This is a genomic window from Pedobacter rhodius, from assembly GCF_027213645.1.
Taxonomy (GTDB): domain Bacteria; phylum Bacteroidota; class Bacteroidia; order Sphingobacteriales; family Sphingobacteriaceae; genus Pedobacter; species Pedobacter rhodius.
Window position 1 is genome coordinate 244518 of record NZ_JAPWGL010000001.1, and the last position, 12667, is coordinate 257184.

At 38.0% G+C, this 12667-nt stretch carries 18 protein-coding genes; 5 read left to right on the forward strand and 13 right to left on the reverse strand.

Features of this window, described 5'->3' with window-relative positions; translation table 11 throughout:
• Positions 1-103: 103 nt before the first annotated feature.
• Together O0931_RS01125 and O0931_RS01130 are read right to left on the reverse strand one after the other, a co-directional pair.
• The gene (locus tag O0931_RS01125; protein WP_269413724.1) at positions 104-442 is read right to left on the reverse strand and encodes an META domain-containing protein; all 339 of its coding nucleotides are present in this window, start codon (positions 440-442) and stop codon (positions 104-106) included.
• A gap of 221 nt (positions 443-663) precedes the next feature.
• On the reverse strand, positions 664-1212 hold the full coding sequence (locus O0931_RS01130; protein ID WP_269413725.1) for a GNAT family N-acetyltransferase: 549 nt from the start codon (positions 1210-1212) through the stop codon (positions 664-666).
• Positions 1213-1532: 320 nt separating this feature from the next.
• Here O0931_RS01130 and O0931_RS01135 point away from each other — a divergent pair, with 320 nt between their 5' ends.
• Positions 1533-2318 (forward strand): hypothetical protein, encoded by a 786-nt coding sequence (locus O0931_RS01135; RefSeq protein ID WP_269413726.1) that lies wholly within the window; start codon positions 1533-1535, stop codon positions 2316-2318.
• Here O0931_RS01135 and O0931_RS01140 read toward each other — a convergent pair whose 3' ends face one another.
• The 10 genes from O0931_RS01140 to O0931_RS01185 all read right to left on the reverse strand — a co-directional run bounded on the left by O0931_RS01140 (position 2319) and on the right by O0931_RS01185 (position 7881).
• Positions 2319-2927 (reverse strand): alpha-ketoglutarate-dependent dioxygenase AlkB family protein, encoded by a 609-nt coding sequence (locus tag O0931_RS01140; protein ID WP_269413727.1) that lies wholly within the window; start codon positions 2925-2927, stop codon positions 2319-2321.
• Positions 2903-3151 carry an Ada metal-binding domain-containing protein gene (locus O0931_RS01145; RefSeq protein WP_269413728.1) on the reverse strand — a complete coding sequence of 83 codons (249 nt, stop codon included), beginning with the start codon at positions 3149-3151 and terminating at the stop codon, positions 2903-2905. Before O0931_RS01145 ends, O0931_RS01140 begins: the two co-directional genes overlap by 25 nt.
• Positions 3148-3996 (reverse strand): methylated-DNA--[protein]-cysteine S-methyltransferase, encoded by an 849-nt coding sequence (locus O0931_RS01150; RefSeq protein ID WP_269413729.1) that lies wholly within the window; start codon positions 3994-3996, stop codon positions 3148-3150. The genes O0931_RS01145 and O0931_RS01150 overlap by 4 nt, the downstream gene beginning before the upstream one ends.
• Before the next feature lie 217 nt (positions 3997-4213).
• Positions 4214-4474 (reverse strand): HepT-like ribonuclease domain-containing protein, encoded by a 261-nt coding sequence (locus O0931_RS01155; RefSeq protein ID WP_269413730.1) that lies wholly within the window; start codon positions 4472-4474, stop codon positions 4214-4216.
• The gene (locus O0931_RS01160) at positions 4461-4772 is read right to left on the reverse strand and encodes a nucleotidyltransferase family protein (RefSeq protein ID WP_269413731.1); all 312 of its coding nucleotides are present in this window, start codon (positions 4770-4772) and stop codon (positions 4461-4463) included. Before O0931_RS01160 ends, O0931_RS01155 begins: the two co-directional genes overlap by 14 nt.
• Positions 4773-4966: 194 nt before the next feature.
• The gene (locus O0931_RS01165) at positions 4967-5515 is read right to left on the reverse strand and encodes a DNA-3-methyladenine glycosylase I (RefSeq protein ID WP_269413732.1); all 549 of its coding nucleotides are present in this window, start codon (positions 5513-5515) and stop codon (positions 4967-4969) included.
• 221 nt (positions 5516-5736) lie between these two features.
• Positions 5737-6252: a GNAT family N-acetyltransferase gene (locus tag O0931_RS01170; RefSeq protein WP_269413733.1), complete on the reverse strand. Its 516-nt coding sequence runs from the start codon at positions 6250-6252 to the stop codon at positions 5737-5739.
• 67 nt (positions 6253-6319) lie between these two features.
• Entirely contained in the window at positions 6320-6895 is a 576-nt protein-coding gene (locus tag O0931_RS01175; RefSeq protein WP_269413734.1) for a hypothetical protein, read from the reverse strand.
• A gap of 9 nt (positions 6896-6904) precedes the next feature.
• Complete coding sequence (locus O0931_RS01180) at positions 6905-7123, reverse strand: hypothetical protein (protein ID WP_269413735.1); 219 nt, start codon at positions 7121-7123, stop codon at positions 6905-6907.
• A gap of 161 nt (positions 7124-7284) precedes the next feature.
• Positions 7285-7881, reverse strand: coding sequence for a YciE/YciF ferroxidase family protein (locus O0931_RS01185; protein WP_428982612.1), 597 nt, complete (start codon positions 7879-7881; stop codon positions 7285-7287).
• Between the two features lie 207 nt (positions 7882-8088).
• Between O0931_RS01185 and O0931_RS01190 the strand changes: the two genes are divergently transcribed.
• From O0931_RS01190 to O0931_RS01200, 3 genes are read left to right on the forward strand one after another with little or no spacing between them, the layout of a single operon-like run.
• Complete coding sequence (locus O0931_RS01190; RefSeq protein WP_269413736.1) at positions 8089-8643, forward strand: YciE/YciF ferroxidase family protein; 555 nt, start codon at positions 8089-8091, stop codon at positions 8641-8643.
• A 12-nt stretch (positions 8644-8655) separates the two neighbouring features.
• Positions 8656-10848, forward strand: coding sequence for a catalase (locus tag O0931_RS01195; protein WP_269413737.1), 2193 nt, complete (start codon positions 8656-8658; stop codon positions 10846-10848).
• A 58-nt stretch (positions 10849-10906) separates the two neighbouring features.
• Complete coding sequence (locus O0931_RS01200; RefSeq protein WP_269413738.1) at positions 10907-11515, forward strand: hypothetical protein; 609 nt, start codon at positions 10907-10909, stop codon at positions 11513-11515.
• Between the two features lies 1 nt (position 11516).
• Here O0931_RS01200 and O0931_RS01205 read toward each other — a convergent pair whose 3' ends face one another.
• Positions 11517-11999: an ankyrin repeat domain-containing protein gene (locus O0931_RS01205; protein ID WP_269413739.1), complete on the reverse strand. Its 483-nt coding sequence runs from the start codon at positions 11997-11999 to the stop codon at positions 11517-11519.
• Positions 12000-12135: 136 nt separating this feature from the next.
• On the opposite strand from O0931_RS01205, the gene O0931_RS01210 reads away from it, so the two are divergent.
• Entirely contained in the window at positions 12136-12588 is a 453-nt protein-coding gene (locus O0931_RS01210) for a ferritin-like domain-containing protein (protein ID WP_269413740.1), read from the forward strand.
• Positions 12589-12667 lie beyond the last annotated feature (79 nt).

Here is a 12667-nt window from a genome sequence, read left to right on the forward strand (position 1 = left end):
AATTTTAAATTTTCTTTTATCTGTATCGGCATCCTGTGTTATACTAGAAAGCCCGAAAATACTAAAAATAGTCTTTCGGGCTTACCTTAAATATTAGATTTCTTTAATTAACTTCAGTAAAAACCAAAAGCGTTTGATCGCCTTTACGTAACTCAAGTTTACCATCAACCACCTTTGCACCATTTACTTCATTTAAAGCATTTAAAAAAGCATTTTCTTCAGAAGCGGTTTCTTCACAAAACATTTTTGTGCCATATACATTCTTTAGCTTTACCTGATTGTCTTTAATTTCCAACCGACCGCCATAGTTATTACAAAAAGATTTTCCGGTGACGTTGAGACTGTCGTTAAAATTTAGGGTTGCTTTTGCATTTTGTGGTAATATTTTACCGGTTAATTGGGTAAGTTCCCATTTCGTATTCTTAAATGAGTTTGGATCCATTTTTTCTAAACATGAACTTAAAAGGCAAATAAGGAGGCTGCAAATAATTAGATTTTTCATAATAATATTTTTGCTAAATACCTCAAAAACCACTCCAATAAACTAAATAACGCCCTTTTTTAAATTTTCTTCCTTAAAAATACTGTTTTTAAAAACTAAAATACTGTCTTTCAATTATTTTAAAATTGTCAGTTAAATAATGTTTTGCTGTCATTCTTTGTTTAATATACCATGTTATATTCCTGTGTTAATGGTTGCTCTATGCGCATCCAATGGTGGAGCTTCCCGTCATAATTAAATAATTCTATCTTCTTTAAGCCTGCTCTTTCCAGCACTTTTACAGAAGCCAGATTAGCCGTATCAGCAATTCCTATAATTTCCGAAAGTTGCATCTGGTTAAATCCGTAGTTTATGACTGCGCTTGAGCTTTCGCTCGCATAACCTTTTCCCCAGTATCTTTTTATAAACCTGTAACCAATATCATAATAACCTGAACGATTATTACACATTTCTGTAATTAATTTTAAACCTGCCCAGCCAATAACATTTCCACTAGTTTTCTCAATAACCGCCCATCTGCCAATTCCATTTTGCAGATACTGTTCACGGATAAATTCAACATTGGCTTCGCTTTCGGTTTTTTTTGTAAAGGGATTATTGCCAATGTAGAGGTGAACATCTCTGTCCGAATCCATCTCAAACATTGAATCAACGTCAGAATGAAGAATTTCTCGTAAAATGAGCCGTTCTGTTTCGATAAAAATTTTCATGTTGACGTTGTGAGAGGATAACATTCTTCTTTTAATGAGAAGTTTGATTTGACTTTTAAATTAAAGTTCTCCTTCTCAAAAATAACAAAAATTCTAAATGGATTGGTTTAGGTATTCTACTTTACTTGAATTCTTTGCCGTTCATCAGGGCAAATGCATTGAGATTGCTTCGTGGCTGAAAAAGCCTTCTCGAATCCAATAACTATCGATTGACCATTTTGCTGTTTCAAATTAAAGTACATATCAATATAAATTCAATTCTCATTTTTAAAACGTAAATAAAGATGATAAATTAGCCGATAAATAAAAAAACAATCCTCATGAAAACAATTGTATTTGCCCTTTTCTTATCAGTAACCTTATTCTCCTGCAAACAGGAAAAATTAGAAAACACCTACACACCACGGGTATTGAATGTTGGCGAAAGTTTTAACGAATTTCCGAAGGAAAAAGGCGATGCACTTAAAATTGTTAAAATAGATTCTGGCAGGAAAGAAGGCGATCTTTTTGTTTTAAAGTTTAGGGATACGGCAATTCTTATTCTTGATAAGCCAAAACCACTTGCGAACAGGTTTTATCAACCCAGATTTTTAAACACGCAGAAAACGGCGGCTTTGGTACAGGTTGCCGATGGTTCTGGTTTGGTATCTCCATTTTACATCGTTTCACTAAAAAACGAAAAACCTGAAGTGATTAAATTAGACAGACCTTCAGCAGGTGCAAATGACAGCAAAGTTACTGCCGGACTTCAGGAGTTAAGCCTGAGTACTGTTTTGATTAATAACGATTACATCGTTACGCTGATTAATGGCAAGGTTTATCCGGTAAAGCGGCAAAATGAGGCTGAAAGAATTCAAGGGAAATTTCTTTTCAACTCGAGCGATAAGAAAACATTGGTATTTGCAACGGCAAACTCATTATACCAGGTAAATTACATTACAGGAGAAACCGTTAATCTTTCTGTGCCAGCCGCTACACTTAATCCTGAAACGGTAGCAAGTAATGTGCAGCAAAATTATCATTTCAAGGAAAATTCAAAAGGAAGTTTATTCTTAGAGAAAAACGATGACAATAAAATTGTTGACATCAGCGAGTTTAAAAAATAGTTAAGGAATCATTGTTCTGAAGGTCAGGTTTATCCTTGGCCTGCTTACTTTTTTTGTTGGCGGTAAACGGTGTAACCAGTTGGTTTGGGTTTTATCAGCCATGAGCAGCAAACTGCCATGTTCTAAAAAGGTGCTGACGGTTTCTTTGGTTTGTTTATGCCTGAATAAAAATTTCCGTTCAGCGCCGAAACTCATTGAAGCAATCGCCGAATCTTTTGCCAGTGCTTTTTCATCATCGCTATGGTAAGCCATGCCTTCGTCACCACTATGGTATAAATTTAACAGGCAGGAATTAAATGTTGTACCGGTTTTTTCTTCTACTGTTTTCTTCAATTCTAAAAGTTCAGCTGTCCAGGGCAGGGCAGTTTTTGAAGCGCCGGAATACTTGTAAGCATAGTTTTCATCGCCATACCAGGCGACTTTTCTTTTGGTAATAATATGCTTGCCCATAATAAAGGCCTCATCATTTTTCCACTCGATGCTACTCAAAAGTTTATCAAAATAATGATTGGCTTCACTTTGCGAAAATAACTTTCCATAATAGTTTACCGTTCCGCCGTAAGGCAGCAGATTTTTATTAATATCTATTGTTGTGCTGAATAAATCCATTGTTGATATTTTTCTCTTAAACAATGCCCGCAAGGCCTGAAACCATGCTCAAAAGCATCTTTTTCTGATTTAAAAAAGACCCGGTTTTCTTTTTTCATCCGTTTTCCCGACTTACAGTTTAATTTACCGTAAATTTTTAAACGGCTGTTGCCTGCGAAGTAAATTTCCTTATTTTTTATCCCAATTTTGATTAAAACCGAAGATAATTCGGCATGTTTTATCATTGATAGCTGGTTTCAACTTTCGCTGCTTCCCAACCAATCATTGCTGTTTTCCGCTCCGTACCCCAATGGTATCCGCCTAAAGCACCACTTCCCTGAATTACCCGGTGGCAGGGAATCAGAAAAGCAACAGGATTATCGCCAATAGCTGTTCCTACCGCTCTTGAAGCATTCGGGTTTTCCAGATTTTTAGCAATTGTGCCATAAGTTGTTAATTTCCCCATCGGGATTTTGAGTAAACTTTCCCAAACTTTCAATTGAAAATCAGTGCCCTTCAAATGAAGTTTTATCTGCTGTATTTTGCTCCGGTCGTGATTAAAAATAAATAATGCATTTTGTTGGGCTGCATCCATAATCTGCTTATAATTGGCTGCAGGAAACTGTATTTGTAGATTTTTAACCGCTACAGTTTCATCTTCATAAAAAGCCAGATGACAAATTCCTTTTTGGGTTGAGGCTACAATAACATTACCAAAAGGGGTTTCGGCAAAACTATAATTGATATGCAGGTCTTCTCCTCCGTTTTTATATTCGCCGGGTGTCATCCCCTCAATGCGCACAAATAAATCGTGCAGCCTGCTGGTTCCCGATAATCCGGTCTCCATCGCTGTATCGAACAAGCTTTGATTTTCCCTCAATAATTGTTTGGCATAGCCAATACTGATGTATTGTAAAAAACGTTTCGGACTTGTACCTGCCCACTCGCTAAACAACCGCTGGAAATGAAATGGACTTAAATTTACCTTTTCGGCGATTTCCTCCAAACCCGGTTGATTTTTGAAATTTATCTTTATGTAATGAATTGCTTCAGCAATTCTGTTGAAATTAATTTCCTCCTGTACTTTCATAAGCTGTAATTATTAATATACAAAAGTAGTTTCGATTTCAAAGCTAAACCACCCGAAACTTGCTAAGTTTTCGGATGTTAAACTATTTATAGAACAGTATATCTTTTGTTAACTGGAATCTAATTTTTATAAAAAATTATGTGTTTTCAGCAATTATTCTTTGAACCTGTTCTTACAGTTCAGGAAGCTTTGAGACAATAATATCCCAAACAATATCCTAATCAATACCAAAATAATCGTGAATTAACCTGTTTCGTGTATTTGACATTTTTCTCCATTCTATATTTGGATGAATAGATTTAAAATCCGAATCGATCTTTGAACTTGCCTCTCCGATAATTTCAAGGCTTCTTATAATTGCACGAGATAGTATTGGGTCATTAATAACAGCTTCCTTAGTTTTCTCTTTAACCGAATTTAATATAAAGGAAACTTCTTCAAGAATGTGTTTTAGTAATTCTATATTAGATGGCAACATGTTCGGCCTGCTTTAAAATATGTGAGCCAATGTATTTGCTTAAAGACTGAGGTGTAATCACTTCCACTTTCCTTCCCAATAAATCTTCAACAAAAAAAGACAAATCCATAAAATTATCAAAGCTTTTTTTTCCAGGATCAAAGTCAATTAATAAGTCAACATCGCTTTTTGCATTTAACTTTCCTGTAATAAAAGAACCAAAAATGCTTAAATTTAAAACCCCGTAAGATTTTAATTCCTGGCTATTTGCTTTGAGTAAAGTTATTAGCGTGTCTTTATTTTGTACCGAAACTGACATACACAAATATAACTAATAATTACAATTGATAATCGACCTTGCGCTATCATATGGGGAATCCTCGTATACTTTTTTAGTGGCTTTAATATGCGTAAGGGTTCCCGAACAGATTGCCTGCCTGCTGTAAGCAGGTTTCGTCAGATGAAAAAGCCTTCCGGCAAAGACGTTTTTAAAAAGGAGTCTACGATAAAGAACTATATCAACCACATCGGGTTTTGCGTTAATATTTTCTTATGAACCGGGCAATTTTCATCGTGGCAACCGGGCAAATAACCCGTACTCATTAAAAATTCGTTCACAATTTCTCCGCCTGTAAACCTGAAAGTTTTTTTGAAAAGTTTTACCCATTCTTCTCTGGTTTTCGGATGCTGGTATTCCAGCCATTTTTCGAAAGAACCAAACTCATTTTGTAGCTTCAAAATGGTTTTTGCATTTTCGATAGCCGCATTAATTTTTAGCCGGTTTCTTATAATTCCTGCATCATTCAATAACCTTTCCACATCAGTTTCAGTGAAAGCCGCTACTTTTTTAATATCAAAATTATCATATGCCTCACGAAAAGATTTTTCTTTCTTCAGGATGGTTTCCCAACTCAGGCCCGCCTGGTTAATTTCCATAACCAGCCGGCCAAATAGTTCATTATCATCGTGTATCGGGAAACCATAATGATTATCATGGTAATTTTTATGCAAGGCCCTTCTCTCTTCGGGCTGCATCAATTCAATTGCACTACAATAAGACATGTTTTTAAAATGATTTAATAACGAATATCGGAAAAGCCGTAAATTAATCAATATACAATAGCATTTATCATTAGGTGAAATGCTAACACTTTCGAATAATTATCATGTCCTGCTAACTAAAATTTTGAATTACAAGACGTTTTTAACAGGTATTTCTATTGAATTTTTTCGGTCGGTGAGACACCAGCCGATAGGTAAATCGATAGTTGTTTTAATGTCGATTAGGTACCGTATGAATAGCGTTTGAAATTGAAATAATTCCTGAAATTTATAAATGCGCCTGTAATGATTTCCCATTTATTGCGGGTCATACACCATACTGGGTAAGCTTTGCCGGCGCCATCAAATTCAAATTTTCGAAATATGCGGAAGCCAGCCTGTTTATAAAATTGATATGCATTTACATTTTGCGAATTTACATCTACCTGGTAAGCGCCCTTCTTTTTTATCGCAAAATCAATAAGTAATGTGCCGTAGCCCCGCCTGAAAGCTTTTGGTTCAATAAAAAGTAACTGTATTTTACCGGTCGACAAACCAATGAAACCTTTCACTTGATTGTCTTCTTCCAAAAGATATAAATCTACCCTGTTGAGGTAGGTGCTGGCAAGCAGTGATCTATAATCTTCAATATCCTGTTCCTGCAGAAAATCGTGCGAAGCCCTCACGGAAGCTTCCCAAACCGTTAAAAGTACGTGGTGTTCTGAAGGTCCGACTTTTTTGATTTTAGCAGGCGTCATTTATAATTATTATGATTTAATTTAGACAGCAAGGCAATTTTAATAGAAATACATATGGTATAGACTCTTAATTTACCGGTAACAGGATGAAATAATTGCTTGTGGGTTTTTTCACAATTAAATCTATATGCTCGTCAAATTCAGCAAGGTTTGGAAGTTCATCCCTCAAAAAAGTGGTAAATACCTCTAAATCGGTATTTTCATTAACGATAACTTCCAGGGTTTCATCCGTTTTCCAGGTGGTTGATTCAATTTCCGGGTACACACCACACAGTACATCCGAAAACGTGTGCCTGGAGCCAGGATTAGACAAATGCCGGATAATAACATCAAGATACGGTTTTAGCGCCCTGCCTTTAGCAACCCAACTGTTTCCCTTCCTGAATACCCGTCCAAGGTATTTCCCTTCCACACGTATGGCAAAAGATGAACCCCTACGCTCGAGTTCAATTGAATTTGACTTTTTATTCTGGGGTATTTGAAACCTGTAGCGTTCTTTATCCAGACCAATTTCGCCGGGAACAAGCACGTGTTTATTTTTATGGAATCTTCTTATAAATATCCATGTAGTTGTTACAGCTAAAGCCGTAACCATAAAAGCCTGAAATGCTTTTTTATTTTGTATGATAAGCTTGTTGTTCATAAACAAATTTTAATTCCCGGGAAGTTTCGGTGCATTAGACGTGCTGTCTTTTACAGTATCTGTTTTTATGCTTTCACTTGCTGTAGTATCCGCCAGATTTGTGGAGGAGTCGGCGTGCCCGGTTATGGTATCTTTGCCTGATTCATTTTTTCCATCCGCTCTGTTTCCGGAACATGCGATAAGATTTATCGAAATCGCTGTAACAAAAATTAAAATTAACTTTTTCATAATTATTGATTAAAACAATACTAATTATACAGCCAAAACCCATGATAAGGCTAAAAGTTTTATATCCGCATGGAATTCGGATAACCATTATAAAAACAGGTTGTAAATTTTAAAAAGAAAAAGCCCCGTTTTCGAGGCTTTTTAATTTAATTTTTTGGGGTTTATTCCTGAGCCGCTGCCTGATTGACAAAGCCAACTGCACATTCTGTTAAGGCTACGTCTGTTGCTTTTTCGTTATCCAGCGTTTGGCCAAGTAAATCGGCCACATCGTTATGTCCCATGTTTTCAGCAAATACTTTCAGCGTGCCATAGGTAGCGATTTCATAATGTTCAACCTTTTGTGCAGCCAGAATAAGTCCTGCATCACGAACCATGGTGCCTGCATCTGTGTCTTCTATAATGCTGCTGGCTTCTTCAAGCAGCCCAGCCATCGCATCACATTTTTTTGCTGCTGCTTTCTCTTCTAAAAGTGAAAATACCTGTTCAAGGGTTTCTATATGGGTTTGAGTTTCCTGCGTATGCTTTTCAAAAGCTGCAGCAAGCTCCGGACTGGTTGCTGCTTTTTTCATTTTGGGCAATGCCTTTACCAAATGCTTTTCTGCCCAGTAAATATCTTTAAGTTCATCAATAAAGAATTCATGAAATTCTGAATCTTCCATCTTACCGGTTTTAGATTTAGCTATTGCTTTTGGGGCAGATTTGGTTTTTGCCGCACTTTTCGTTGTAGAGGTTGATTTGTTTTTTACTGTCGTTGCCATAATCGTGTTTAAGTATGTTGTTCATATATAACCCGGTTAAGCTTTAAAAGTTCCTTAATTAATTAAGAATTAATACCTGATTTGCAAAACTAATACGCAGCTAAAAATAATAATACGGTTTCAACCCAGTATTCTTTACCTAAATAAAAAACTAAAACTTATTTGTAAAACAGATGGTTGTATACTAATTAAACTAGCTAAAATATAATGAAAACAAAAGACACTGGCAGCGACGCAAAATTTGCGGCTAAAATAACAACAGAGGATGCTTCCGCATTAGGCGCTCTTTTTAAAGATTCAATTGCTGATTTATACTGGGCGGAGAATCACCTTGTAAAATCGCTTCCAAAAATGATTTCTGCCGCGACTGCTAAAGAATTAAAAGATGCTATCTCTAATCACCTCGAAGAAACTAAAGGGCATGTTAAAAGACTGGAACAGGTTTTTGAATTGCTGGGTGAAAAAGTTATTGCAAAAAAATGTGATGCTATGGAAGGTTTAACTAAAGAAGCAGAAGGTATTGTTGAAGGAACAGCACCCGGTACGGCAACGAGAGATGTAGGCATTATCTTAGCCTCGCAAAAAGTAGAACATTACGAAATTGCCAGCTACGGAGGCCTTTACCAGTTGGCCACAACCTTAGGCCTTACCGATGTTGCAGCTATTCTGGAACAAACATTAGCTGAAGAAAAATTGGCAGATAGTAAACTTACAGATATCGCCAATAATGAAATTAATTACAAAGCAGCCGAAGAGGCTTAATATAAACATCAAATGGCTAAGAAAACGTCTGATAAAAATAACGCTCCTGCACAGCAGGAAAATGATAAAACAATAAAGCTCGAATCTTTTGTTGCGGATTCTTCCGGAGAGTTTATGACAAGTAATCATGGACTGAAAATTAATGACGATCAGAATTCGCTCAAGGCCGGGGATAGGGGAGCCACATTACTGGAAGATTTCATTTTGCGTGAAAAAATAACGCATTTCGATCACGAGCGTATTCCTGAAAGGGTTGTGCATGCCAGGGGTTCTGCAGCGCATGGTGTATTTAAAGTTTATGAGGACATGTCTGAACTGACAAGGGCTGCGTTTCTATGCGACCCTGGCGTGGAAACACCTGTTTTCGTTCGCTTTTCAACGGTTGCCGGTTCCAGGGGTTCTTCAGATCTGGCAAGAGATGTACGTGGCTTTGCAGTAAAATTTTATACTCAGGAAGGCAATTTTGATTTGGTCGGTAATAATATGCCGGTATTTTTTATTCAGGATGCGATTAAATTTCCGGATTTAGTACATGCGGTAAAACCGGAACCTGATAATGAAATGCCACAGGCAGCATCTGCTCATGATACCTTTTGGGATTTTATTTCGCAGCTGCCCGAATCTGCACACATGATTATGTGGGCCATGAGCGACCGGGCCCTGCCCAGAAGTTACCGCATGATGGAAGGCTTCGGCGTACATACCTTCCGGTTCGTGAATGAGAATGGCGTCGCTAACTTTGTTAAATTTCATTGGAAACCGCTGCTTGGTGTGCATTCTGTTGCCTGGGATGAAGCGCAGAATATCTCGGGTAAAGACCCTGATTTCCATAGAAGGGATCTCTGGGATGCTATCGAAGCCGGTGCTTTTCCGGAGTGGGAGCTTGGGGTTCAAATTGTACCTGAAGCGGATGAATTTAAATTTGAGTTCGACATTCTGGACCCGACCAAGTTAATCCCTGAAGAACTTGTGCCTGTACAACGCATCGGTAAAATGACGCTTAACCGCAATACGGATAACTTTTTTGCCGAAACCGAGCAGGTTGCCTTTCACGTTGGCCATGTCGTACCCGGGATAGATTTTACAAATGACCCCTTATTGCAAGGAAGGTTATTTTCTTATACCGATACACAATTAATTCGCCTGGGTGGACCGAATTTTCACGAAATACCAATTAACCGGCCTGTTGTTCCGGTTCATAATAACCAGAGAGACGGGCATATGCGTCAAACCATAAACAGGGGTAAAACAAGCTACGGGCCAAATGCCATTGGCGCGAACGATCCTAAGCAGGCGAAAGCGGCAGAAGGTGGTTTTGTAAGCTATAACGAACGGATAGATGCAAAAAAAATCAGGGCCAGAAGCCGTAGTTTTTTTGATCATTTTTCGCAGGCCAGGTTGTTCTTTAATTCGCAAAGCGATGCGGAAAAAAATCACATTATCGATGCGCTGAGTTTTGAACTGGGAAAAGTTAAGGCGGTAGCGATTAGAGAACGGATGCTTGCCTTATTAAATCAAATCGATGGCGCACTTGCGGCAGAAATCGCATTTGCTTTAGGTATTCACATTCCTGATATTCCGTTGGAAGAGCTTAACAACAGTGTTCCTGCAGATGCTGATCGTTCGGAATACGCTTCCCTGAATCCTGAAGGAAGCCTCACCAAATCTGATGCTTTGAGTATGGCCGGAACAATTAAAGATACCATTCAAACCAGAAAAGTAGCGATTCTTGCCGCCGACGGCGTCAATGAACAAAGCTTAAGTAAGGTAAAAGATGCTTTAATTGCGGAAGGTGCCGTTGTACACATTATAGCGCCGAAACTCGGACAAATTATCGCTAAAAACGATAAACTGATAACACCCGATGAAAGTTTTCTTACGGCTGCTTCAGTTCTTTATGATGCGGTATATGTTCCGGGCGGCGGGAATTCGGTAGCTACGCTAGAGGCCCATGCCGATGCGGTTCATTTCTTAAATGAAGCTTTTAAACATTGTAAAGCAATAGCCGCAGATGATGAAGCCATTCAGGTACTGGAATCGACCTACTTTTTTAAGAAGCTACCCGCAGAATATTCACAGGAAACTGTATTGCGGGAAGGTGTTATCGTTTCGGCAGATGTAAAAAATTTAACGGAAACTTTCATAAAAATGATTGCCATGCACCGCTTCTGGGACAGGGAAAATCCCAGAAAAATTCCTGCATAAATCAAAAAGTTCAGGCAGGCGAAGATCTTTACCGGTCTTCGCCTAATTTTTTAAAGATATGGAAAGCGAAAATGTTGATATGAATATCATTCCGCCGCAAATTGCAGGAGGCGCTATGGATGCCGTAGAAAAGCGGTTTTTTGAAACGGAAGCAGAAGCAAAAACATTTTTTGAAAACACCTCAAAACGTTTGCTGAGCGTTAATGAATGGGGAAAATATGCCGGCATGTCTTCATTTCAATTGATGGATGCGCATGGCATCCGCGCAGACAGAACCGCAGAACCTGGCGATTTTATCAGAATTGATATCCCTGGTCCGGGTACGCATGCCGGAATGGGCTACGATTGGGTTAGGGTGAAAGAAATTAAAGAGCTTTCAAATCATGAAGAGCAAATATCGTATATAATTGTTCAGCCCTGTAGTCATCCGATGGATAAGGATGGCGCAATAGCGCATTTTTTTAAAGACGATGCTACTTCAACGTTTATTATCCGAAAATTCGGGCTTGTGGTATCGGCCGAAGAACATGGGCGAAATGAAATCCCGAATACTGATCATGGAAAATTCCTGGATAAGAGCAGGAATTTTGTTGTAGGAATGGCCGCGAAAGTTGGTTTATCTTATCCCCAATGGAAAAACCTCGTTAAAGGTTTATTGCAAAATTAATTTAGTATCCAGACGCCTGTAATAATCTCAAGCCGGCTTCATTTCCCTGAAGCGCAGCGAGTTCCATCGCATCCTGACCTTTATTATCCCTGATGTTTTTATTTGCGCCACTTTCCAGCAATAATTTTAATATTTCGTTTCTGCCGAACATTGCGGCAAACATCAGTGCTGTTCCGCCGTTTCCATGTTGTAAATCAAGATCGGCTCCATGTTTTATAAGCAATTCTGCAATTGACGTATAGCCTTTGAAACTTACACCCATCAGTGCTGTATTTTCACCTTCATCAGCTGCATTCAGATTCGCATTAGCCGCTATGAGTAGTTTGGCGGCTTCTATCTGGTTATTGTAACAAGCAATAATCAAGGGCGTATAGCCTTTTAAATCGCAGTAATTCACATCTGCGTTTCTAAGGATAAGTTCCTGCAGTACTTCAATCTCTCCCTGTCTTGCCGCAGGGATAATTAATTCGTTTAAATTCGTCATGTGCTTAAATAATGTGCTGGCTGAAATAATTCATAATCAACACCAACTTTAAGGAATAGTTTTATTAATATTTTGAATAACAATTATTAAAACTATTAAGCGATATATCGGGTTGTTATAGATATCGATTAAAATTATGGAAAATAACAATGAAATTATCTCAGATTTAAAAGGACTTGTTTCTATCGTTAACGATGGTAAAGAGGGTTATGAATCTGCCAGCGAATCAACTGACAATGTCGAATTAAAAGCAATATTTCTAAAATATGCTGCGGAAAGAAAAGCATACGAACTTGAATTGAAAGCGCATTTGGCCAGTCATGGCGGTGAATCAGATAACAGCGAAGGTGGCATACTTGGCGCAATACACAGAACCTGGATCGATATTAAGGAAGCGCTAAGCAGCAAAGAAGATGAAGCTATACTCGGCGCCATCGAAACCGGTGAAACTGCTGCGGTAGAAAAATATGATGCGATTTTGAAAGATCCTAAAACACATGCCGACCATCTTGATTTGCTGAATAAACAGCGTGATGGCATTCAAAATGCACTTACTGAAATTAAATCACTTAAGGCGACAGCTAATTAAATTTAAAATCCCGGTTTATTAACCGGGATTTCTAATATATACTCAACTAATTTTTATTAACTCTACGTTCTTTCCAAGC